At 51.7% G+C, this 23337-nt stretch carries 22 protein-coding genes and 2 pseudogenes; 16 read left to right on the top strand and 8 right to left on the bottom strand.

Going from position 1 to position 23337, the window contains the following annotated elements; translation table 11 throughout:
• Positions 1 to 124: 124 nt before the first annotated feature.
• Together HCX92_RS02110 and ubiE are read right to left on the bottom strand one after the other, a co-directional pair.
• The gene (locus HCX92_RS02110) at positions 125 to 1108 is read right to left on the bottom strand and encodes a Tim44 domain-containing protein (RefSeq protein ID WP_169293270.1); all 984 of its coding nucleotides are present in this window, start codon (positions 1106 to 1108) and stop codon (positions 125 to 127) included.
• A gap of 160 nt (positions 1109 to 1268) precedes the next feature.
• Complete coding sequence (ubiE, locus tag HCX92_RS02105) at positions 1269 to 2036, bottom strand: bifunctional demethylmenaquinone methyltransferase/2-methoxy-6-polyprenyl-1,4-benzoquinol methylase UbiE (protein WP_169293269.1); 768 nt, start codon at positions 2034 to 2036, stop codon at positions 1269 to 1271.
• Between the two features lie 117 nt (positions 2037 to 2153).
• Between ubiE and phoB the strand changes: the two genes are divergently transcribed.
• The 5 genes from phoB to HCX92_RS02080 all read left to right on the top strand — a co-directional run bounded on the left by phoB (position 2154) and on the right by HCX92_RS02080 (position 6798).
• The gene (phoB, locus tag HCX92_RS02100; protein WP_169293268.1) at positions 2154 to 2849 is read left to right on the top strand and encodes a phosphate regulon transcriptional regulator PhoB; all 696 of its coding nucleotides are present in this window, start codon (positions 2154 to 2156) and stop codon (positions 2847 to 2849) included.
• A gap of 101 nt (positions 2850 to 2950) precedes the next feature.
• A complete protein-coding gene (phoR, locus tag HCX92_RS02095) occupies positions 2951 to 4294 on the top strand; it encodes a phosphate regulon sensor histidine kinase PhoR (protein WP_169293267.1) in 1344 nt (447 codons plus the stop codon).
• Positions 4242 to 4982, top strand: a complete 741-nt coding sequence (gene pxpB, locus HCX92_RS02090; protein ID WP_169293266.1) for a 5-oxoprolinase subunit PxpB — start codon at positions 4242 to 4244, stop codon at positions 4980 to 4982. The genes phoR and pxpB overlap by 53 nt, the downstream gene beginning before the upstream one ends.
• Positions 4963 to 5967, top strand: coding sequence for a biotin-dependent carboxyltransferase family protein (locus HCX92_RS02085; RefSeq protein ID WP_169293265.1), 1005 nt, complete (start codon positions 4963 to 4965; stop codon positions 5965 to 5967). The genes pxpB and HCX92_RS02085 overlap by 20 nt, the downstream gene beginning before the upstream one ends.
• Positions 5968 to 6054: 87 nt before the next feature.
• Entirely contained in the window at positions 6055 to 6798 is a 744-nt protein-coding gene (locus HCX92_RS02080; protein WP_169293264.1) for a LamB/YcsF family protein, read from the top strand.
• Positions 6799 to 6839: 41 nt separating this feature from the next.
• On the opposite strand, the pseudogene HCX92_RS02075 reads toward HCX92_RS02080, so the two are convergent.
• The 3 genes and pseudogenes from HCX92_RS02075 to HCX92_RS02070 all read right to left on the bottom strand — a co-directional run.
• A pseudogene (locus tag HCX92_RS02075) lies at positions 6840 to 10385 on the bottom strand (DUF3400 domain-containing protein); the annotation flags it as partial.
• Between the two features lie 42 nt (positions 10386 to 10427).
• Positions 10428 to 10778 (bottom strand): annotated as a pseudogene (locus HCX92_RS15020) (DUF3683 domain-containing protein); the annotation flags it as partial.
• A 95-nt stretch (positions 10779 to 10873) separates the two neighbouring features.
• On the bottom strand, positions 10874 to 11425 hold the full coding sequence (locus HCX92_RS02070) for a YqaA family protein (protein ID WP_169293262.1): 552 nt from the start codon (positions 11423 to 11425) through the stop codon (positions 10874 to 10876).
• A 114-nt stretch (positions 11426 to 11539) separates the two neighbouring features.
• On the opposite strand from HCX92_RS02070, the gene ilvA reads away from it, so the two are divergent.
• On the top strand, positions 11540 to 13048 hold the full coding sequence (ilvA, locus tag HCX92_RS02065) for a threonine ammonia-lyase, biosynthetic (RefSeq protein ID WP_169293261.1): 1509 nt from the start codon (positions 11540 to 11542) through the stop codon (positions 13046 to 13048).
• Positions 13049 to 13120: 72 nt separating this feature from the next.
• Here the strand turns inward: ilvA and HCX92_RS02060 are convergent, their stop codons facing one another.
• Both HCX92_RS02060 and purT read right to left on the bottom strand, forming a co-directional pair.
• On the bottom strand, positions 13121 to 13657 hold the full coding sequence (locus HCX92_RS02060; RefSeq protein WP_169293260.1) for an adenine phosphoribosyltransferase: 537 nt from the start codon (positions 13655 to 13657) through the stop codon (positions 13121 to 13123).
• Between the two features lie 62 nt (positions 13658 to 13719).
• Positions 13720 to 14943, bottom strand: a complete 1224-nt coding sequence (gene purT / locus HCX92_RS02055; RefSeq protein ID WP_169293259.1) for a formate-dependent phosphoribosylglycinamide formyltransferase — start codon at positions 14941 to 14943, stop codon at positions 13720 to 13722.
• 140 nt (positions 14944 to 15083) lie between these two features.
• Here purT and HCX92_RS02050 point away from each other — a divergent pair, with 140 nt between their 5' ends.
• From HCX92_RS02050 to HCX92_RS02005, 10 genes are all read left to right on the top strand, one after another.
• A complete protein-coding gene (locus HCX92_RS02050) occupies positions 15084 to 16073 on the top strand; it encodes an SIS domain-containing protein (protein WP_169293258.1) in 990 nt (329 codons plus the stop codon).
• 6 nt (positions 16074 to 16079) lie between these two features.
• Complete coding sequence (locus HCX92_RS02045; RefSeq protein WP_169293257.1) at positions 16080 to 16679, top strand: HAD family hydrolase; 600 nt, start codon at positions 16080 to 16082, stop codon at positions 16677 to 16679.
• Between the two features lie 3 nt (positions 16680 to 16682).
• Positions 16683 to 17312 carry an LPS export ABC transporter periplasmic protein LptC gene (gene lptC, locus HCX92_RS02040; RefSeq protein WP_169293256.1) on the top strand — a complete coding sequence of 210 codons (630 nt, stop codon included), beginning with the start codon at positions 16683 to 16685 and terminating at the stop codon, positions 17310 to 17312.
• Positions 17309 to 17914 (top strand): lipopolysaccharide transport periplasmic protein LptA, encoded by a 606-nt coding sequence (gene lptA / locus HCX92_RS02035; protein ID WP_169293255.1) that lies wholly within the window; start codon positions 17309 to 17311, stop codon positions 17912 to 17914. The genes lptC and lptA overlap by 4 nt, the downstream gene beginning before the upstream one ends.
• A 14-nt stretch (positions 17915 to 17928) precedes the next feature.
• Positions 17929 to 18720 (top strand): LPS export ABC transporter ATP-binding protein, encoded by a 792-nt coding sequence (gene lptB / locus HCX92_RS02030; RefSeq protein ID WP_169293254.1) that lies wholly within the window; start codon positions 17929 to 17931, stop codon positions 18718 to 18720.
• A 159-nt stretch (positions 18721 to 18879) separates the two neighbouring features.
• Positions 18880 to 19200 carry a ribosome hibernation-promoting factor, HPF/YfiA family gene (gene hpf, locus HCX92_RS02025; RefSeq protein ID WP_169293253.1) on the top strand — a complete coding sequence of 107 codons (321 nt, stop codon included), beginning with the start codon at positions 18880 to 18882 and terminating at the stop codon, positions 19198 to 19200.
• Positions 19201 to 19315: 115 nt separating this feature from the next.
• Positions 19316 to 19768 (top strand): PTS IIA-like nitrogen regulatory protein PtsN, encoded by a 453-nt coding sequence (gene ptsN / locus HCX92_RS02020; protein ID WP_169293252.1) that lies wholly within the window; start codon positions 19316 to 19318, stop codon positions 19766 to 19768.
• Positions 19769 to 19776: 8 nt separating this feature from the next.
• The gene (gene hprK / locus HCX92_RS02015) at positions 19777 to 20706 is read left to right on the top strand and encodes an HPr(Ser) kinase/phosphatase (protein WP_169293251.1); all 930 of its coding nucleotides are present in this window, start codon (positions 19777 to 19779) and stop codon (positions 20704 to 20706) included.
• A gap of 110 nt (positions 20707 to 20816) precedes the next feature.
• Complete coding sequence (rapZ, locus tag HCX92_RS02010) at positions 20817 to 21692, top strand: RNase adapter RapZ (protein ID WP_169293327.1); 876 nt, start codon at positions 20817 to 20819, stop codon at positions 21690 to 21692.
• Positions 21689 to 22417 carry a septal ring lytic transglycosylase RlpA family protein gene (locus HCX92_RS02005; RefSeq protein ID WP_169293250.1) on the top strand — a complete coding sequence of 243 codons (729 nt, stop codon included), beginning with the start codon at positions 21689 to 21691 and terminating at the stop codon, positions 22415 to 22417. The genes rapZ and HCX92_RS02005 overlap by 4 nt, the downstream gene beginning before the upstream one ends.
• On the opposite strand, the gene rsmI is transcribed toward HCX92_RS02005, so the two are convergent.
• Positions 22414 to 23334: a 16S rRNA (cytidine(1402)-2'-O)-methyltransferase gene (gene rsmI / locus HCX92_RS02000; protein WP_169293326.1), complete on the bottom strand. Its 921-nt coding sequence runs from the start codon at positions 23332 to 23334 to the stop codon at positions 22414 to 22416. The two genes, HCX92_RS02005 and rsmI, sit on opposite strands and share 4 nt — an antisense overlap.
• Positions 23335 to 23337 lie beyond the last annotated feature (3 nt).

Here is a 23337-nt window from a genome sequence, read left to right as displayed (position 1 = left end):
GCAATACAGACTGGCAAGACAATGACAGACACCGGCAAAAACAATAACGGCGCCGTTTTCACAGGCGCCGCCATTGTTTTTTGAAAACCTGCCGATGAATTAAAAGCAGGTTTTAGCCTCTGGATCAGGAGGCATACTCAACGGGAATTTGCTGAATACCGGCCAGGAGCCAGCCACCCTGTTCGGGTTTGTACAAATTCCAAACTTCCTCAAAGCGGAAGGCCGCAGTATTGACTTCCTCACGCAGCATGCCTGAGAAACGGACACTGGCCAAATAACCATCACTGACCTGTTCAATACCCAGCAACTCGGCATTGAGCAACACGACTTCAGTCACACTTTGACCTGCACGGGCCGTAATTTGAGGACTGAGTTCAGCAATCAGGTCATCGGTGAGATACTCTTTAAGAGCGGCAATATCACCCTTATCCCAGATACCCTGGATAGCCTTGAATTGTTCCTTGGCATTCTGCAAGAAAGCAGGCGTATCAAAGTCAGCCGGCACAAACCAGGATTTATCCACATTGGGGTTTTCACCTGCAACCACCTCGGGAACAGCCGCCGCAGCCGGTGCTGTTGCTGGGGTCGCATTGGCAGGCATAGCCGGTTTTTGGCCAAACATGGGCTGCTGGTCGTTTTGACGATACATATTATTGCCACCCGCACCTTGCATGGCCGGTTTTGCAGCACCGCCACGCAGGCGACGCACAATAAACATAATGGCAAAAATCACGATACCGATCAGGATCGCACTGGACAGGAACTCAAGAAACGCACCGCCCAGTCCCATGCTGGATAACAAAGCAGCAATACCCAAACCAGCGGCTATACCTGCGATTGGGCCCAGAAAACGGGAAAACCCGCTTTTTTGTGCCGCTGCACCGGTTGCGGCTGCTGTGCTGCCGGCTGCAGCAGAGCGCTGAGTGGTATTGGCGGCTGCCGGAGGAGTCGTTGCCGCACGCTTTTGAGTAACATTACTGGACTGACGACCAAAACTGCCACCACCACCCATGCGACGCGCTTCCGCATCGAAAGAAACCGTGAGCATGGCTGAGGTTGAGACCACCACCAATGCCGCGGCTAAAAATTTAGACCATTTTTTAGTCATTAAAACGAGCTCCTTGTATAAATCAAGCCTGCCTTTACAGGCGCATCGGCTAATCTTACAAAAAGCTGAACGTTTTAACAAGTAAAAAAACCCAAAAAGACGCGTCTATTGTTTCAAAACACTACATACCCAGGCTGTCCGGTGTCAGGGCAACCGGGTTTCAACCCAGCTTGATGCCCTCGTGCACAGCGGCAATGCCGGCAGTCAGATTAAAATACTGCACCCGCTCAAAACCAACCTCACGCATCATGCCGGCCAGCGTTTCCTGGTCGGGATGCATGCGAATGGATTCAGCCAGATAACGGTAACTGTCTTCATCACTGGCGATTTTTTTACCCAGCCAGGGCAATATATTGAAAGAATACCAGTCATAAGCGGGCTCCAGCGGCTTGTAAACCCGGGAAAATTCAAGAACCAGCAATTTTCCACCCGGCTTGAGCACCCTGAACATTTCGGCCAGCGCCTGATCTTTATGCGTCATATTACGCAGACCAAAGGCCACGGTGACGCAGTCAAAATAGTTATCAGGAAACGGTAAATACTCGGCATCACACACTGCCGTTGGCAAAACCACGCCTTTATCGATAAGACGGTCCCGGCCCACGCTTAACATGGAACTGTTGATATCGGTATGCCAGACTTCCCCGGTATCACCCACTTTTTTACCAAATGCCAGGGCAAGGTCTCCGGTGCCACCAGCAATATCCAGCACTTTCATGCCACGACGGACATTGGCCCGGCCAATGGTGAATACTTTCCAGACCCGGTGCAAGCCCACCGACATAAGATCATTCATGACATCATAACGGGAAGCTACCGAATGAAAGACTTCCGCCACCTTACTGGCCTTTTCAGATTCACTGACGGTTTTAAAGCCAAAATGGGTGGTTGAATTTTCGCTGCTTTCTTGGTTCGTATCAGGTTTCATACAATAATCTTATTAAACGGAGAGTTGTCACAAACATGACATAATTAGGCAATACCATAAGTGTCATACATTAATACGGCATTTTAACATTGGTACCCCTTTAAATCTTACTTCATTATGGCAAGCACGATCCTAGTAGTAGAAGATGAACCCGCAATTCAGGAACTGATTTCCGTCAATTTATCATTTGCGGGTCATAAAGTTTTACGCGCCCTTGACGCTGAACAGGCAAAAATCCTGATTAACGCCGAGCTCCCGGATCTGATCCTGCTGGACTGGATGCTCCCCGGTGCATCAGGACTTAGCATGGCCAGAAGCCTGCGGGCCGATGAACGGACCAAAGACATTCCCATTATCATGCTCACCGCCAAAAGCGCCGAGAAAGATAAAGTGGAAGGCCTTGAAAGCGGTGCCGATGACTATATTACCAAACCCTTCTCACCCAAAGAACTGATCGCGCGCATCAAGGCGGTTTTACGTCGCCGGGCCCCACAACTGACCGATGACGAAATTGAAATTGCCGGACTGAAACTGGATCCGGTTTCTCACCGCACCACCGGAAATGGCAGCAACCTGCCCTTAGGCCCCACTGAATTCCGTCTTTTGCATTTTTTCATGACACACCCGGAACGGGTCTTTACCCGCAGCCAATTGCTTGATCAGGTATGGGGCGACCATGTATTTCTTGAGGAAAGAACGGTAGATGTCCATATCCGTCGCCTGCGCAAGGCCCTTGAACCATCCGGGCACCATGGCCTGATTGAAACTGTGCGTGGCAGCGGCTACCGGTTTACCACCCGTCTTCCACAATAAATGACCGCATAATGCGATAAAATCCTTTTGGCAGCCCAAAGGGCCTGTTCCTTACCCTTCATTTACGTTATTTTGGGCGCACAGGCCCGTGGTTGATTATCATGAGATGGATAAAACCCTTGCTATGGCTTTGTTTCGCAATATTATTCTGCATCGGCATTCAATACCTGACGCAGGGTTATTGGGGTATTATTTCTCTCGGACTCATCTTTGCCGCTTTCTATTATCTTGAAGACAGGCATTTTCAGCTTACCGCCAACTGGGCACATGATGCTGAAAATCCGCCCCCGCCCGATCTGGGGAAATATGACGATATTGTCACGCCCATATACAAGCTGCTGCGTTTTCGCGGCAATGAACTGACCTCGCTCAGACACCTGTCCCACAGCGTCCTGTCGGCTGCCCAGGCCTTGCCCGCTGCTGCCATCACCCTTGACCGCCACTTTCATATCGAATGGTGTAACGGTCTGGCAGAAAAAATGCTGGGACTGAGTTATGCACAGGACAAGGGCTATAATATTTTCAATCTGGTCCGTTTACCCGAGTTTTTTGAGTACGCACAGAACGGTGACTGGAGCAAGTCGTTCGTAACCCATATGGAGTCTGACGGTCAGTTCCGCTGCCTTAAGTTTGACCTGAACCAATATTCGGAAGAAGGCATCTTAATGCTGTGCCAGGATATCACCCAGCTCGAAAAACTGCGCACCACGCAACAAGACTTCGTGGCCAATGTCTCGCATGAAATCCGCACCCCACTGACCGTTCTGATCGGCTTTCTGGAAACCTTGCAAGACCTGCCCCCGGAAGCGGTTTCGCCCGAACAGCGCAAACACTATGAAACGCTCATGCATGAACAGGCCCAACGCATGCTGGCCATTGTGGCCGATTTGCTCACCCTGTCGACCCTGGAATCCACTCAGGCAAGCGGCGGACAAAAGCTGGAGCTTGCCCAACTCATTGAGTCGGCAGGTCAACTGGCCCATTCATTGTCAAAAGGCAGGCACAAATTCATTTTTGAAATAGACGAAAAACTGGCCATTCTGGGGCAGCAAACGGAAATCTCTTCGGCCATCAGCAATCTGATGACCAATGCCGTCCGTTATACACCCTCTGATGGCACCATTACTGTCAGCTGGCGCAAAGACGACAAAGGCAATGCCGTTTTCAGTGTCCACGATACCGGACTGGGCATCGCCAAACATGATATTCCCCGCCTCACAGAACGCTTCTACCGAGTCGACAAAAGCCGCTCCCGGGCATCCGGCGGCACCGGTCTGGGGCTGGCCATTACAAAACACGTCGTTATACGGCATAATGCAAAATTGGTCATAAACAGCGAAATCAACAAGGGAAGTACATTCAGCATCGTCTTCCCTCCCGATAGCATTATTAATGAGCCCAACACCCGTTCTCCAGAAAAGCTGGCAGTTCACCCCCGAGGGTGATGCCTGCATTATCATCCGCTTCAGACAGGAAGACCTTGACCTCCAGGTAAGCCAGCTTTGCCTGCAAGCGGCCCAAAGCATTGCCAACGCAAACCTGCCCGGCATTAGCGACATTATTCCCGCCTTCAACTGCGTGGGGATCCATTACCGGGCCGCCTGCTGGGGCAAGACGCCGTTTCACAACCTTTGCCAGGCACTGGACTCACTGCTGGCCCAACCATCCTCCCCATCCGGTACCGCACCAGACCGCACCATTGAAATTCCCGTTTGCTATGATCCTGAATATGGCATGGATCTTGAGTCGCTGGCCAGCACACTCAAATGCGACATTGAACAGCTCATTGCCCTGCATACGTCACAGACGGTTCGGGTTTTCATGCTTGGTTTTGCACCCGGCATGCCCTATATGGGTCTGTTGGACACAAAAATGAATGTACCCCGCCTGACCACGCCACGCCCGGTGATCGCAGCCGGCTCAGTGGCCATTGCCAACCGGCAAACTGTCATTTATCCCCGGGCGTCTCCAGGCGGCTGGCACATTATTGGCAGAACCCCCATTACACTTTTCAATCCGGAGCGCACTCCCCACACACTCCTGTCTCCCGGTGACACGGTCCGTTTCAAGGCCATCAGCAAAAAAACATTTACTGAATTAAAGAGCAAGCGACATGAGCATCCAGGTTATTAGTCCGGGGCTGCTATCCACCTTTCAGGATGAAGGCAGACACCGGTTTCAATCCCTTGGGGTGCCGGTTGGCGGTGCCATGAACCCAAGCAGCCTGCGGCTGGCCAATTTATTGGTGGGCAACCCGCCTTCAGCAGCGGTGCTGGAAATCACCCTGACCGCCCCCAATTTATTATTTGAAGAAGATGCCTGCATCGCTTTAAGCGGTGCCCCCGTGCATGCCTTTGCCAACGACACACCCATACCGGTCAACCGCCCTTTTCTGATCCATGCCGGACAAACCCTGCATATCAGACAAAACGCATCTGTACCCATGGCCCGCCTTTATCTGGCTACGCATGGCGGATTCAGGCTACCCGCCATGATGGACAGTTGCAGCACCGATCTTAAAAACCGGCTGGGTGGCTATCAGGGTCGGGCCCTGCAAAAGCACGATCATATTCCAATCAGTAAACCGCTAGCCCCCCGACACCGGCAAACCCTGCAGGATTTTTTCAGCCAGCTTGAAATTTACCTTCCCGCCAATCTGGGTCTACAGAAAAAAAACAGCATCAGGGTCATCAAGGGCCATCACTGGAATCACTTTACCCGACAAACCCATGAACGGTTTCTTGACACGCCATTCAGGATCACCCCCCAATCCGAGCGCATGGGCTACCGTCTGCAAGGGGCGACACTGCTCTTGTGCCAACCCTTGCAAATCCTGTCTGAACCCACGACATTCGGTACCATTCAGGTTCCCCCTGATGGCAATCCCATTATTCTGATGGCTGACCGGCAAACCACCGGCGGTTATCCCAAAATAGCCAATGTTATTTCTGCCGATCTGCCGGTACTGGCACAATTGCTGCCCAACGAGCACCTTTCATTTTCTCTGGTGACGCTGGAGCAAGCACAGGCACTCATGCTTGACCGGGAAGAAAAATTCATGGTGTTGCAAAACCGTCTGGCAATGATTGCACAGCGACTGTCAGAATGTTACCTTTAACACGCCATCTGCACCTGAAGTAAATTTGCTGATGGCGCAGGAGCATTGCACTCCATTAACCAAGCCACCAAAGAAGGAGCCATCACGGTGAAAAAACTGGATTTCAATTGCGATATGGGTGAAAGTTATGGTGGCTGGACCATGGGCAACGATGAAGCCGTCATGCCCCACATCACTTCCGTCAATATTGCCTGCGGGTTTCATGGCGGCGATGCCCATATCATGCGCAGAACGGTAGCCAATGCCATTAAGCACCATGTGCATATTGGCGCGCACCCCGGACTGAACGACCTGCCCGGTTTCGGACGCCGGCCTTTTCCCGTTTCGCCCGACCAGGCCTATGACATGGTGGTGGTACAGCTTGGTGCGCTGGCGGCAGTCGCGAAAACCCAGGGTGCCCGCCTGCATCATGTCAAGACCCATGGCGCCCTGTACAACATGGCCGCCCATAACGACGCCCTTTCACAGGCGATTGCACAAGCCGTGCTGGATGTGGATGATACGTTGGTATTGTATGCCCTGGCCAACAGCCGGCAGGCGCACATTGCCCAGGCAATGGGCCTGCAGGTTGCTCACGAGGTATTTGCCGACCGCAGCTACCAGGATGACGGAACTCTTACCCCGCGCGGTACACCCGGCGCCATGATTAGCGACCCGCAGCAAGCCATCCAGCAGTTAATCTGCATGCTGGAAAAGGGCCATGTAATTGCGCTTTCCGGCAAACCGGTACCCATACAGGCAGATACCCTGTGCATTCACGGCGACCAGCCAGGTGCGGCCGCTTTTGCCCAACAAATTAACGAGGCATTAAAAAGGCAAGGGTTGCTTTAAAACCCTTGCCTGAGAACAAGCCGGCAGACTGACTGGCGCTTTTACACCAGCACGCGCTCGATGCCGCCCGTATTGGCGTTTTTCACGTAATCGGCCATCCAGTTTTCACCCAGCATATGACGGGCCATTTCCACCACGATGTAATCGGCGTCAATGGCAATATCACCTTGATAACGTGTCAGACCCTGCAGGCAGGAAGGACATGAGGTTAACAGCTTGACCTCTCCGGCAAAACCATCCGCACGTATGGCGGCGGAATTCTTGCGCAGTTCTTCTTCCTTGCGATAACGGATCTGGGTGGAAATATCAGGACGGCTGACGGCCAATGTGCCAGACTCTCCACAACAGCGATCGGCCTTGATGGTGGTGTCGCCCACCAGGGATTTCACGGTTTTCATGGGATCCTGCTGCTTCAGGGGCGTATGACAGGGATCATGATACATGTACCGCTTGCCGGTGGCACCATCCAGTTTCAGACCTTTTTCAAGCAGGTACTCATGGATATCGATCAGGCGGCAACCGGGGAAGATCTTCTCAAACTCATAACCTTCAAGCTGGTCGTAACAGGTACCACAACTGACAACAACGGTTTTGATATCCAGATAGTTCAGGGTGGTGGCCATCCGGTGGAACAGAACCCGGTTATCGGTAATGATCTGCTCGGCCTTGTCCAGCTGGCCGTTACCGCGTTGCGGATAACCGCAGCACAGATAACCCGGTGGCAGTACGGTTTGCACCCCGGCATGCCACAGCATGGCCTGGGTTGCCAGTCCGACCTGTGAAAACAGGCGTTCCGAGCCACAGCCCGGGAAATAAAACACGGCTTCGGTATCGGCACTGGTTTTATGGGGATCGCGAATAATGGGTACGAAATTCTTGTCTTCGATATCGAGCAGCTTACGGGCGCTTTGCTTGGGCAATCCTCCCGGCATTTTCTTATTCACGAAGTGAATGATTTCTTCTCGCAAAGAAGCACGTCCAACCGTTGCCGGAGGATGGGCGGTTTGTTTTTTGGCTACCGAATTCAGAACCTCATTACCCAGGCGCTGAGCCTTGTAACCAATATCCATGACCTTGCGGGTCACATTAATGGTGGTCGGATCAGTCGCATTCAGAAAGAACATGGCGGCCGTTTTACCGGGACGCACCGATTGTTTGCCCATGCGGTTAAGAACTGCCCGCATGTTCATGCTGACATCGCCAAAGTCGATATCCACCGGACAAGGGTTATAACACTTGTGGCACAAAGTACAGTGCTCGGCCACATCTTCAAATTCTGACCAATGCTTTAAACTGATGCCACGACGGGTCTGTTCTTCATACAGGAAGGCCTCAACCAGCAATGAGGTGGCCAGAATCTTGTTGCGTGGCGAGTACAGCAGATTGGCCCGCGGCACATGGGTGGCACAGACCGGTTTGCATTTACCACAACGCAGGCAATCCTTGATAGAGCTTGAGATGGCGCCAATATCACTTTGCTTCATGATCAGGGACTCATGACCCAACAGGTTGAAGCTGGGCGTCCAGGCATTACGCAGGTCAGAACCCGCAAACAGCTTGCCCGCATTGAAACGGCCGTCAGGGTCGATGTCCTGTTTGTATTGGCGAAACGGAGCCAATTCGGCTTCAGTCAGGAACTCCAGCTTGGTCAGGCCAATGCCATGCTCACCGGAAATCACGCCGTTCAGGTCGCGGGCGATTTGCATGATGCGCACAACGGTTTCATTGGCCTCACGCAGCATTTCGTAGTTGTCGGAGTTAACCGGAATATTGGTATGCACGTTACCGTCACCGGCATGCATATGCAAGGCCACAAATACCCGCCCCTTCAGGACGCGATCATGAATGGCCTGCATCTCGGTCAGCACCGCAGCCCGGTCAGCACCTGAAAAAATCACTTCCATTTTGGCCAGGATTTCTTTTTTCCAGGAAATGCGAATCGTGCGATCCTGCAATACCTCAAAGATACGGCAGTCAGGTTGGTCCTGCAAACGCTGCTTCAGGACCCCCATGAGCTCATCCAGGCCCAGCTGGGACAGCTTGTCAAGGCTGCCCGCCAGTGAATCATTCATATTGTTCAGCAACCAGAACCAGCGCGAAGCCGTCAGGCCCAACACCTCACGGGCCTCTTCAATACGGCTGCCAATCACTTCTTCACGGGTCAGTTCCTCATCAAGAAAATCTTCTGACTTATGTACCGGCAATTCTGTTTCAAGAAAAGCCTCAAGCGCCTCGACCAGTTTGAGTTTATTGCGGGTGGATAATTCTATATTGATACGTTCAATTTCTTCGGTGTACTCACCCATGCGATCAAGAGGAATCACAACGTCTTCATTGATTTTAAACGCATTGGTATGACGTGCGATCGCGGCAGTCCGGGCACGGTCAGCCCAGAACTTCTTGCGTGCTTCGGCACTGACGGCCACGAACCCTTCGCCACTACGACCATTGGCCAGACGCACCACCTGGCTGGTGGCTGCTGCCACCGCGTTTTCATCATCACCCACAATGTCGCCAATCAGCACCATTTTGGGGAAGGCATCGCGCTTGCTTTTGGTGGCATAACCAACCGCCCGCAGATAACGCTCATCCAGGTGTTCAAGGCCGGCAAGAATGGCACCGGTTTTACGGCCTTCGGTATCCAGATAGTCCTTGATTTCAACAATGGACGGCACGGCATCGCGGGCCTGCCCGAAAAATTCCAGGCAAACCGTACGGGTATGCTTGGGCATGCGATGTAACACCCAGCGTGCCGAAGTGATCAGGCCATCACAGCCCTCTTTCTGGACACCAGGCAAGCCGGCCAGGAATTTATCGGTCACATCCTTGCCCAGCCCCACCTTGCGGAAAGCACTGCCTTCAATATCAATAATCTTTGTACGTAGTTCTTTTTTGCCCGGTTCGTAACGGCCGTCAAACCATTTCACTTCAAAACGGACTTGTGCGGCATCATGAATCTTACCCATATTATGCTCAAGACGGGTGACCTCAAGCCAGTTGCCATCGGGGTCGACCATGCGCCACCAGGCCAGGTTGTCCAGCGCCGTTCCCCACAATACCGCTTTCTTGCCACCGGCATTCACGGCCACGTTTCCGCCAATACATGAGGCCTCGGCTGAAGTCGGATCTACCGCGAACACATAGCCGGCTGCTTCCGCTGCCTCGGCCACCCGCTTGGTCACGACACCGGCACCAGTCAGAATCGTGGCAACGGGCTCTTGCAAACCTGGCAAAACCGTAGACTCCACAGCCGACAACGCATCCAGTTTTTCGGTATTGATGACGGCAGAACGCCATGACAGGGGAATGGCGCCACCGGTATACCCTGTACCACCCCCACGAGGGATAATGGTTAGTTTAAGTTCGAAACAGGCACGCACCAGGGCCGCCATTTCGAGTTCGGAATCGGGTGTCAGGACCACAAAGGGATACTCTACGCGCCAGTCGGTAGCATCGGTAACATGGGAAACCCGTGACAAGCCATCAAACTTGATATTGTCCTTATGGGTAATACGACCCATTTCCTGCATGACTTCCGCACGCAGGGTTTCGGTATATTCAAACTCGGCCTCAAATTCGATAACCGCTTTGTGAGCCCGTCTGAGCAGTTCCTGAACCTTGCTGTCATTTTCTTTGTGTGAAGGCTCACGGCGACGGTTGATTTCGTTCAACCGATGGTTCAGCGCATCTATCAGCAGGCCACGCCGTTTGGGGTTGGATAACAGATCATCCTGAAGATAAGGGTTGCGCCTGACGACCCAGATATCACCCAAGACCTCGTACAGCATGCGTGCAGAGCGACCCGTTTTTCGAACCCCCCTGAGATCGGACAACAAATCCCAGGCATCGCTGCCCAACAAGCGGGCAACCACTTCCTTATCTGAAAAAGACGTGTAGTTGTAAGGTATCTCACGCAAACGCCGGACAGGGCCGGTTTGCTCTGCTTCTGACAAAATCTGGGTATCAATAGGTGCGTTCATACTAATAAATGGCTGGATGAATTTGAAATTTATCTGACGATACCTATCATTTTACGCGGAGAACCCGAAATTTATTACGGTAAAGCGGCTTTATCCTAAAACAGACGCAATAAAACCGCAGTCATGACGACATATCGGGCAAATTTGCCAATCGCCATGTAAAAAACACAGGGTAACAGACGCAACTTCATCCAGCCGGCGACACTGCATAAAGGATCGCCTACAATCGGCAACCAGGAAAACAACAAAGCCCAGGGCCCCATTTTTCTTAAATACACCGCCAATTTCCTGAAATGGGTTCCACCCAGTTTCTGTTGCCTGAGACGCCTTTGCTGCACACTTGCCGTTGTATTTTGCCCATCGGTGGCCTGATGCGTTTTTTTCCAGTGATCCACCCCTTTTTTAGCCCAATATCCCATATAGTAGGACACCACACCACCTATCGTATTGCCCGCTGTAGCCACCAAAACGGCTGCCCAGAACATATCAGGCGACAACTTGAGATAAGCGAATACCGCTGGCTCGGAGCCCAATGGCAACAAAGTTGCCGATACCAGGGCAATCAAAAAAATGGCCGGCAAACCTACTGTTGGCAAAGCCAATGTCATTAACAGCCATTGCACGGCCCCCATCATTTCATTTTCCATACTACCTTGTAACCCGCATCAATTTTTTATGATCCTGCCCGGATGAAAATCCAGAAAATTCAGAATATGCTGTGTTAATCTGTAATATATTGTTTGAATCCTATCTCCCCCAACATGTCCACAGATTATCTAAAACGTATTTTGACATCAAAAGTTTATGATGTCGCCACCGAGACCCCACTGGAACCCGCAAAACTGCTTTCTGCCCGAATCCAGAATACTATTTTGCTTAAACGTGAGGACACGCAATCCGTTTTCAGCTTCAAGATCCGGGGGGCCTATAACAAAATGGCCAATATATCCGCTGAAGCACGCGCTCATGGCGTGATTTGCGCATCGGCAGGCAACCATGCCCAGGGCGTTGCCCTCTCGGCCAAAAAACTGGGTTGCCGTGCCGTCATTGCCATGCCCACGTCAACACCCAAGGTCAAAATTGATGCGGTAAAACGTTTGGGTGGTGAGGTCGTCTTGCATGGCGACAGCTTTACCGATGCCTACGAGCATGCACTGATTCTCGAAAAAGAACAAAACCTCACCTTTGTCCATCCTTTTGATGACCCGTTTGTGATTGCCGGCCAAGGCACCATTGCCATGGAAATATTGCGCCAGCACCCCGGTTCCCTGGACGCCATTTTTGTCAGCATTGGCGGTGGCGGCCTGATTGCCGGCATTGCCGCCTATATCAAGCAATTGCGCCCCGAAATCAAAATCATCGGCGTTCAAACCGAAGATTCTGATGCCATGATTCGCAGTGTCCGGGCCGGTCGACGCGTTTCCCTGCCCGATGTCGGGCTGTTTTCCGATGGCACGGCTGTCAAACAGGTGGGCATTGAAACATTCCGGCTGGTCAAGGAATATGTGGATGACTTCATTGCCGTTGATACCGATGCCATTTGCGCGGCCCTGAAAGATGTGTTCCAGGACACCCGCAGCGTACTGGAACCGGCCGGCGCCCTGGCCCTGGCAGGTGCCAAACGTTATATTGCCGAACACAAATGGAAAAACAAAACCGTTGCGGTCATTACGTCCGGTGCCAACATGAACTTCGACCGCCTGCGTTTTGTGGCCGAACGTGCTGATGTCGGCGAGGCCAAGGAAGCCATTTTTGCCGTCACCATGCCCGAAGTCAAGGGCAGCTTCAAGCAATTGTGTACCGCGCTGGGCGCACGCAACGTGACCGAATTCAATTACCGGATTTCAGACGCCAATAAGGCCCACGTATTTGTGGGTGTCCAGATCAATTCACAGGAAGAGGCAGAAAAAGTGGCCGACCGGTTGCGCCGCAAGAAATTCGATGTCCTTGACCTGACCGCCGATGACCTGGCCAAATCACACCTGCGTTACATGGTGGGAGGGCATTCATCTCTGGCTGAAAACGAAGTGCTGTATCGCTTTGAATTCCCCGAACGGCCGGGGGCCTTGATGAAATTTCTTGACACCATGAATCCGGAATGGAATATCAGTCTGTTCCACTACCGCAATCAGGGTGCTGATTACGGTCGTGTTCTGGTCGGCATCCAGGTGCCGCCCGCAGACAAAAAAGCCTTCAGGGACTTCCTGTCAACCATTGGATATCCGTTCGTCAAGGAAACCGACAATCCCGCCTATAAACTGTTTTTATAAGCCTTTTTATAATCCGTTACCGCAACAAAAAACGGGGTCATTGAAGTTGCCCCGTTTTTTTTGTTCCACCAGTTAAAACTGACACACCGTAAAAACCGGCAAACCGCTATCCCGTATCAACCGGGAGCCACCCAGATCAGGCAAATCGATGATGGCAGCGGCCTCGACAACGTTGGCGCCCAAGCGCTGCAGCAAACGACTGGCGGCAACCATTGTGCCGCCTGTGGCAATCAGATCATCAACCAGCAAGACACGTTGCCCTGGCAATACGGCATCAGTGTGCATTTCGACACTGGCATTGCCGTATTCCAGCTTGTACTCTTCGGCCACGGTGTTAAAGGGCAATTTGCCACTTTTACGTACCGGTACAAAACCAAGATTCAGTTCATAGGCCAGCACGCTGCCAATAATGAACCCGCGTGCATCCACGCCCGCCACCAGATCCATACGCTGGCGCATGTAACGGTAAACAAAAATATCAATCAAGGCACGAAAACTTCGCGGATCCTGCAGCACAGGTGTAATATCCCGAAATGTAACGCCTTCCTTGGGCCAATCAGGCACACTTCGTATCGCATTACGAACAAGCTCATTGGGATCGGTCATCATGGTCTCTCAAGGTAAATGGATGAAATAACAAAAAAGAACAAAGACAGTGGGCGTGCCAGACCTTAGCTTGCCGCTGAAATGGTAACTGTCGAGGAGACGCGCTTGGCTTTTTCTCGCGCCTGCCGCACATCTGCCGCTGTTGCCAGGGCCACACCCATGCGCCGCTTCACAAAAGATTCAGGCTTGCCAAACAGACGGATATCGGTTCCCTCTTCGGCCAATGCTTGCGCCACATTGGCAATTGTCACGGCCTTGGCCTGAACGCCACCATAAATTACACTGCTTGCTCCCGGTTGACGCAATGTCGTATTGACCGGCAAACCCAACAAGGCACGGGCATGCAATTCAAACTCACTTTGCTCCTGGCTGATCATGGTTACCATGCCGGTATCATGCGGGCGTGGACTGACCTCGGAAAACCAGACCTGATCTCCCGCCACAAACAATTCCACGCCGAATACACCCATGCCCCCCAGACTGCCTGTCACGGTTTTCGCAATCTCCCGGGCCTTTTCAAGTGCTTTCGGACTCATGACATGCGGTTGCCAGCTTTCAATATAATCACCATCAAGCTGCTGGTGACCAATTGGCTCACAGAAAGCGGTCTGGATCTGTCCGCTGTGAGGATCACGATAGCGCACGGTTAACAGGGTTATCTCATAATCGAAATTGATGAATCCTTCCACAATCACCCTGCCCTTGCCCGTACGTCCTCCTTCCTGGGCATACGTCCATGATTTTTCCAGATCAGCGGCAGACTTGAGCACCGACTGCCCCTTGCCTGACGAGGACATGACCGGCTTGATCACACAAGGGTAACCAATGTCACTATCGATAGCTTGCCTGAGCGCATCGAGGGAGTCGACAAACTGATAGGGTGACACCGGCAAACCCAGGGTTTCAGCCGCCAGCCTGCGGATCCCTTCACGGTTCATGGTGAGTTGGGCTGCCCGCGCAGTGGGAATGACCCTTGCCACACCCTCATCTTCCAGTTCAACCAGCAGATCGGTGGCAATAGCTTCAATTTCGGGAACGATGACATCCGGCTGTTCAGCCAGTATGACACGCCTTAACGCTTCCTTGTCGGTCATGGAGACCACATGCGAGCGATGGGCCACCTGATGGGCAGGTGCATTTTCATAGCGATCAACGGCGACCACCTCTACACCAAGCCGTTGCAAGGCAATTGTCACCTCTTTGCCCAACTCTCCGGAGCCCAACAACATGACCTTGAGGGCCACTCCTGACAAGGGGGTCCCAAACAGAGGAACTGACGAGTCTTCCATAATCCACAACTCTTAAAAAATTAATATATTAGCGACTGATTTTCACCACATTATAGGGCCATGCCTGAATGGAATACGGTTTTTTCCATGAAATTCGCAAATCCATGTTTTAGTATTCCCGATATGATTAAAATCACGTGATGATGAAGAATATTGAATACACTCCCGAAAAGGCCCTAAGCTCAGGACGCCGCACCATTCAGGCCGAAGCACAGGCGCTGATGGACCTTCACGACCGTCTTGACAACAGCTTCAGCAATGCCATCGCCCTACTCCTGGCTTGCCAGGGGCGTGTGGTTGTCATGGGCCTGGGTAAGTCCGGGCATATCGGCCGCAAGATTTCCGCCACGCTGGCCTCTACCGGGACACCCAGTTTTTTCGTTCATTCCGGAGAAGCCGTTCACGGTGACCTGGGCATGGTCACTGGCAGGGATATTGTGATTGCCATTTCCTATTCCGGCAACTCCAACGAACTGTCTACCGTATTGCCTGTTGTACGCAGACTGGGCACCAAGGTAATTGCCATTTGCGGCCACCCCCAATCCGACCTGGCCAAATTATGTGATGTGTTTCTGGATGCCAGCATCCAGAAAGAAGCCTGCCCCCTGAACCTGGCTCCCACCACCAGCACAACAGTTGCCTTGGCCCTGGGAGACGCACTGGCCGTCACCTGCCTTGAAGCCCGTAATTTTGGCGAATCCGATTTTGCCCGCTCCCACCCGGGAGGTGCCCTGGGCCGCCGCCTGCTAACATATGTCAGGGATGTCATGCGACAGGGTGATGACCTGCCACTGGTATCTCCGGACATCTCCTTGCCGCAGGCCCTGAAAGAAATGTCTCTCAAACGCATGGGCATGACCGCGGTTGTCAATGACAACAATGAGCCCGTTGGTATTTTTACCGATGGTGACCTGCGCCGCCTGATTGTCCGCCATGGCGACATCCGTCATTTCACCATGCATGAGGTCATGACCTCCAACCCGAAAAGCATTGCGCCCGACGAACTTGCCGTCGAAGCCGCATCACTGATGGAAAAAAACAAACTCAGCCATATGCTGGTCGTTGACAAACAGGGTACCCTGGTGGGTGCCATGCACATGCACGACCTGATGGTTGCAAAGGTTATTTAAAGGCTTATGAAACCCACTTTATCCATTCCCCATCCCGCCGAATCCCTGGTACTTTCCAAAGTACCTGCGCATATTCGTGAAATAGCAACCACCATCAAACTGGTCGCCTTTGATGTTGACGGCGTGCTAACCGATGGCAGCCTGTGGTACGGCGAAAACGGTGAACAGCTGAAACGTTTTCATTCCCTTGATGGCCACGGCCTTAAAATGTTGCAGCAAAGCGGGATTATTGTTGCTCTGGTTACCGGGCGCGAAGGCCTCATTATCCCACGTCGCGCGGCAGAACTGGGCATCGGCGAGCTGTATCAGAATGTACGGGATAAAAGTCAGCTGATCGAGGAACTGGCCAGCCGTCATGGCCTGGGGCTGGAACAAATTGCCTTTATGGGTGATGACATCATCGACTTGCCCGCCATGCACAAGTGCGGCCTGTCAGTCAGTGTCCCGAACGCCCCGTCATACATTACCCAGGCAGCCAAATGGGTAACCTCATTGCCAGGCGGCTCTGGCGCGGCAAGAGAGTGTTGCGATATGATCCTGGCATCCCAGGGTGCTTTAAGCCAGTACCTGCACTCAACCCGCCTGACCGGACCCGTCATCCAATAAGACATGAAAGAACGCCTGCCAGCCCTGATTGCCCTGTTCATGCTGCTCTGCCTGGTGATTACCACCTGGTGGGCGGCCGATTATGCGCAGCGGTCAATTCCACTGGACCCGCCCGCCCGCATCTCGCATGAACCCGACGCCTGGTCGGGCCACTTCATCATGCTCAGTTCCGACCCAAACGGCGTTCCCCAAAACCGCCTCGAGGGAGACGCCATGCAGCATTTCCCCCATAATGATTCGTATGAAATTGTCAACGCCGTTTCTACCGGACAGCGCCCAGGCTCTGCAATCACCACCGGACGGGCAGACCATGCCACCATGTTCAATAACGATAAAACCATCCTGATGCGGGGCAATGCCCATTTACACCGCTTTCCGTCTGACGATACTTCAGCCCTGGATATCACCAGCAGTGAACTGATTATCTACCCAGAGAAAGATATTATCGAGACAGACAAGCCTGCTACGGTCATCCAGGGAAATTCCCGCATGAATGGCAAGGGAATGACCTACAATAACAAAACCCGCGAGCTGGAGGTTTATGCCAATACCGATGTTTCCATCTCAAGCAAAGACCTGCCCTCCAAATCGTCAAATACCGACCAAGCTCCTGAAGAGAATACCCGGCCATGAAACCGTTATTGATAAAACTGATCTTCCCCTTGCTCATTTTGAATACGCCAGTACTGGCACAAACCACCACGCCTGCCGCCAGCGCACAGGCCGAACCGGAAACCCTGGTCCTGTCCGACACCCTGAGTTACGATGATAAAACCAAAACCAGCATTTTCAATGGCAATGTCATTCTTACCCGTGGCCCAATGAGGCTAACGGCCGACACCCTGAAAATCCAGGAAGATGCCCAGGGCTTTCAGCATGGTTTCGCCACCGTCAACAGTGGTAAGGTACACATCTTTGAAGAGCGCCCGGAAACCTATGAAACCATTCGCTCGGAAGGTGATCGCGCCGAATATAACGGTAAAGACGACACCGTCAAAATGATCGGCCATGCCATTGTCAACCGTTATATTTGCGGTCAATTAATCGACACCGTCAGGGGCGAGGTGGTGATCTATAACAACAGGAACAATACCTATGCCGCCCAAGGCGGCCCACAGGGCGTCGAACCAGGCAGGGTACGTTCCGTTGTGAAACCCCAATCGGCAGCCAACGAGGCTACCGAGGCCTGCCGCAAACAATATAATAACAAACCCATGCCCAGCACATTTAACTGAATCTTTTTTTCTGCATGAACACATCCGCCAGCTCCAGCCTGAATACTCTTTCCTCCAGCGACAAAGGCCTGCTCCAGGCAATTGGCCTGCGTAAAACCTATGGTGGCAGAACGGTTGTCCAGGATGTTTCCCTGTCCGTATCAAGCGGAGAGGTTGTCGGCTTGCTGGGTCCTAACGGTGCAGGCAAAACCACCAGTTTCTACATGATTGTCGGTCTGGTACCCGCTGATTTCGGACGTATCGAAATTGACGAAAAAAACATTACCGACCTGCCCATTCATCAACGGGCCAGAATAGGCCTGTCCTATCTGCCCCAGGATGCTTCGGTTTTCCGTCGTCTGACCGTAGAGGAAAACATCAAGGCCGTGCTCGAATTGCAATATGACCCCGAAACCGGCAAACCCCTTAACCGGACACAGGTTAAAGAACAGCTGGAAAATCTTCTGGTTGAATTGCAAATTACCCATATCCGCAATAATGCCGCCCTTTCCCTGTCAGGCGGTGAGCGTCGTCGGGTGGAAATTGCCAGGGCCCTGGCTACCCACCCGCGTTTTATTTTGCTTGATGAGCCCTTTGCCGGCGTGGATCCCATCGCCGTCATTGAAATCCAGCGCATCATCCGCTTCCTGAAAAACCGCAATATCGGTGTCCTGATTACCGATCATAATGTCCGTGAAACACTGGGCATCTGTGATCGGGCCTATATTATCAGCGAAGGCAAAGTACTCACCGATGGCGCTCCGGCAACCATCATCCAGGATCCGGAAGTGCGCAAGGTTTATCTGGGTGAGCACTTCAAAATGTAAATGTGAAATGTTTGATTTAAGGCACTTGCTTTAAAAAAAATAATCTATAAACTAGAGATGTGACTAACTTAAAGTGAGAGGGATCTTCTAAAAACTCAAGTGCCTTAAGTTTTTCCGCGCATGCACAATGCGGTTTAAATTATTCAATGGAGCAATTATATGAATATAAGTATCAGCGGCCATCATTTAGAAATCACGCCAGCCATCAAAGAATATGTCGAAAGCAAAATCGGACGAGTCCTCAAACATTTTGACCATGTGATTGATGCCCAGGTTATCCTTTCACTTGAGCCACTTAAACATATCGCCGAGATTACCCTGCGTGTTCCTGGCAAAGATATTCACTGCTCAGCCGAAGAAGAAAACCTTTATGCTGCCATTGACCTTCTGAGTGATAAGGCAGACCGCCTGGTCATCAAACACAAATCCAAACTGCAAGATCATTCAAATGACTCAACAAAACGCATGACTGTCGCGTAAACTTATTGCAATATCAATACCTTGCAACTACCCAGCCATCAGGCTGGGTTTTTAGTGCAAAAAAACAGATTAAAGAAATTGCTACTTTCTGCAAGATAATCATATAATCCGATGTATGAATCTATTAACGCAAATTTTAACCCCCGAAAATACGCTTCTTGACGTTAACGCAACCAGCAAGAAGCGGGCATTTGAACAAGCCGCCCTGTTATTTGAAAACAATCAGGGTATTGCACGCTCGGTTGTTTTCGACAGCCTGTTTTCTCGAGAAAGATTAGGGTCTACCGCGCTTGGACACGGTGTTGCCGTCCCACACGGACGTATTTCAAAACTAAAGCAGGCAACCGCTGCATTCATGCGGCTGGCCAACCCCATTCCCTTCGACTCCCCCGACGGACAGAATGTTCAGTTGCTGATCATTCTGCTCGTTCCCGAAAGTGCCACCCAGCAGCATCTGGAAATTCTGGCAGAGGTCGCCCGCATACTGTCCAATGACACGATTCGTCATCAACTGCTGTCTGAGAACGATCCTGCAAAAATTTATGATCTGCTGACACAATCGTCCTGAATATGGCTATGTTAAGCATCCAAGAACTTGTCGACGAGAACACTGAAACGCTGGGTCTGACCTGGATTGCAGGCATGGATGCCGGTAACCGGCAACTGCCTGAATCCAACACTGCCGCCGCCGACCTGCTTGGACACCTTAATGTTGTTCATCCTTCCCGCATACAGGTTTTTGGGAAGGAAGAGCTGGTTTTCTACAAAAAACTCAAAGAAATCTCAAGGGAAAAACTGCTGATTGAGCTGGCTGAAGGAGGCGTGCCTGCTGTCATTATTGCAGAAGGCCTTGAAACCCCCGTTGAGCTGACCACCTTTTGCTCCCAAAATAAAATCCCGCTGCTTTCCAGCCAGCATGACGCCGCCCATCTTATTGATGTCCTGCGTATTTATCTTGGCAAGCGTTTTGCCCCCACCACAACCGTTCATGGCGTTTTCATGGATGTCCTGGGCATGGGTGTGTTAATTACCGGGGAATCAGGCCTGGGTAAAAGTGAGCTGGCACTCGAGCTCATTTCCCGTGGTCATGGCCTGGTTGCCGATGATGCCGTCGAATTTTCACGCACCAACCCCACCATGATAGAAGGGCAATGCCCCGATCTGTTACGTAACCTGCTTGAAGTAAGGGGGCTTGGCCTGCTGGATATCCGTACCATTTTTGGTGAAACGGCAGTACGACGCAAAATGCGACTCAAACTGATCGTGCACCTGGTACGTGCCAACAGTGAAAAATTTGAACGCCTGCCCATTCAGGATCAAACCCAGGAGCTGCTGGGTCTGCCCATCCGTCGTGTCATGCTGCAAGTGGCTGCCGGCCGCAATCTGGCTGTTCTGGTCGAGGCAGCGGCACGCAATACCATCCTCAAACTAAGAGGGATAGATACGCTGGGTGAGTTCATGGAAAGACAGGCACAGGCCATTATGGAAAACAGCAATCTCCAGTAACAGAAAACGGGCAAATGTTATCAATTCATACATTTTTCAATCCTGATTGTAAATGTAATAAATTTTGATTATCCTGTATGAAGTTCAAACAATTGATTTCATACAAAAAAATGTTTCATGTCGTTCTTATTACCGGTATTTCCGGTTCGGGCAAATCAGTGGCCATTCGCCAGCTTGAAGACCAAGGCTATACCTGCATTGACAATCTCCCCGTTAAATTCCTGCATGAATTGATCGCCAGTGCACGCGAAGATGGCCTGGAAAAAATAGCGGTTGCAATTGATGTCCGTTCACCTGGCGAATTGGCCAACCTGCCTGATGTCATTAGCGCAATACGCGCCATGGGCACTCCCCTGCAGGTCATATTTCTCGAAGCCGATGACCGCACATTGAAACAGCGCTACTCCGAATCCCGCCGCAGGCATCCGCTGGCCTACCGACTGCAGCTGAAAAACGGCATCGCCCCTTCACTGGGAGAATGTATTTCCCATGAACGCGAACTGCTCGCCCCTTTGCGCGATCACGAGCAAGTGATTGACACTTCCGACTTGCCCCCGATCCAACTAAGGGCCTGGATCAAGGATTTGGTCGTACACGATAACAACAATGTGTTACTGACTTTTGAATCTTTTGCATTTAAAAAGGGGGTTCCGAGTGACGCAGACCTGGTTTTTGATGTAAGATTCCTACCTAATCCTCATTACGACAAGGACTTACGTCCCCTTACCGGTCGTGATGAGCCCGTAGCAACATGGCTATCTCAATTTGATAGCGTGTCTGAAATCATTAACGATATCACTGCATACATCCAGAAATGGTTACCCTATTACATGCAGGATACGCGTAGTTACCTTACCGTCGCCATAGGTTGTACCGGCGGACAGCATCGATCTGTATACGTAGCAGAAGAACTGGCCAAGCGCTTCAGTTCACATCGACCCATACGCGTTCGACATCGTTCACAAGTACCAAAGAACCTTACATGAAGACTCTAAAGCATCAACCCCTTTTCCTGGCCTTATGTGTGACATTTTTATCATATAGCACCCATGCCAGTACCAGTGAAAAAGAACATCCGACAGATGTCATTGAAGCCAAAGAAATTACGCAACCTGCCCCTGTCAAAGAACTAAAAGCCGGCAGTTTCAGAATTACGGCCAATGGCATTTTTCCGGAAAGCAGCTATGACAGGGCTTATGGTGAAAACCTGCGCAGCCTGGATACTGCAGAAACTGATGCAGTCACAGAAAGCCAGCCAGAGGAAACCACGCCAGCACCTGGCCCCCGCTTCAAGGCCCAGCCGTCACACCGCAGCCATGCCCGTGCCTATACCGTCAAAGGCAAACGTTATGTACCATTTGCCAATAATATTACCGATTTTTCCGAGGTTGGCAATGCCTCATGGTACGGCCCCGGCTTTCATGGCAAACGCACGGCCAATGGCGAAAAATTCAACCAGAACTTAATGACCGCCGCTCATAAAGAATTACCCCTGAACAGTGTGGTCAAGGTTACCCGGGTCTCTACCGGTAAAAGCATTATGGTCAGGATCAATGATCGCGGCCCTTTCCATGGCAATCGCATTATTGACCTGTCTTTTGGTGCAGCAAAAAAACTGGGTATCGTGAATAAAGGCAGTGCCAAGGTCAAGGTTGAACTCATCAAGAATAACAATGCCAAGGGCAAAAAAACCGGCAAAACCATGCTTTAAGCATTTTTCAGCTCAAGCGCGCGTGAATACACCACATCACGCGCCAGTCCGGTTAGCTGGGTGGCAATCTTCACGCTGTCTTTAACCGACACCGTTTCCAGCAATACTTTCAGGAGTTCATTCGCCCTGTCCATCAACTCGTCCTCATCCGCTTTGGGCGCGGCATCAAGAATCAGCACGAACTCTCCGAGCTGACGATGGGCATCTTGCATAAACCACTCTTCAAGCTCACCAATGGGCAGGGTGACAATTTGCTCAAAGCGTTTGGTTAATTCGCGGGCCACGGTTAACTGGCGATCGGCCCCGCACACCAATAGCAAATCACGGCAAAAAGCCTGAATCCGGTGTGGTGATTCAAACATGACCACCGGTGCATCCATACCCCCCCATTTACGCAGCCATTGTTGCCTGGCCGCCGATTTTTGTGGCACAAACCCGGCAAAGGCAAAAGTCGGATTTTCATCACTGCTTACGCCACTGCCCATGAGTGCGGTAATCACTGCGGATGCCCCTGGAATGGGTCGGATCAATAGACCCTGCTGCCTGACCTCGCGAACGATACGCCCGCCAGGGTCACTGACAGCCGGCGCACCGGCATCCGAAACCAGGGCCACTCGCTTGCCTTCCTGCAAGAGCCGGATAATATCCTGCGCTGCCCGCGCTTCATTATGGCGATGCGCAGCCATCAGGGGGGTCGTGATTCCCCATGCATTCAACAACACCCGGGAAGAGCGCGTATCTTCAGCGGCAATCACATCCGCATGACTCAGGGCAAAAATCGCACGGGGACTGATGTCTGCCAGATTGCCAATAGGCGTTGCCACCACATACAAGCAGGCTTGTGGCCAGCTTTGCTGCTCCAGATCTGCCATTACCTTTTTCCACACTGTATAAAAAGGTCCCTCTTCTATCGCCATAAT

The sequence above is a fragment of the Advenella sp. EE-W14 genome (assembly GCF_012923605.1).
Classification (GTDB): Bacteria; Pseudomonadota; Gammaproteobacteria; order Burkholderiales; family Burkholderiaceae_B; genus Advenella; species Advenella alkanexedens.
Note: the sequence above shows the minus strand (reverse complement) of the source record. Positions and strands in the feature narration are given on the sequence as shown.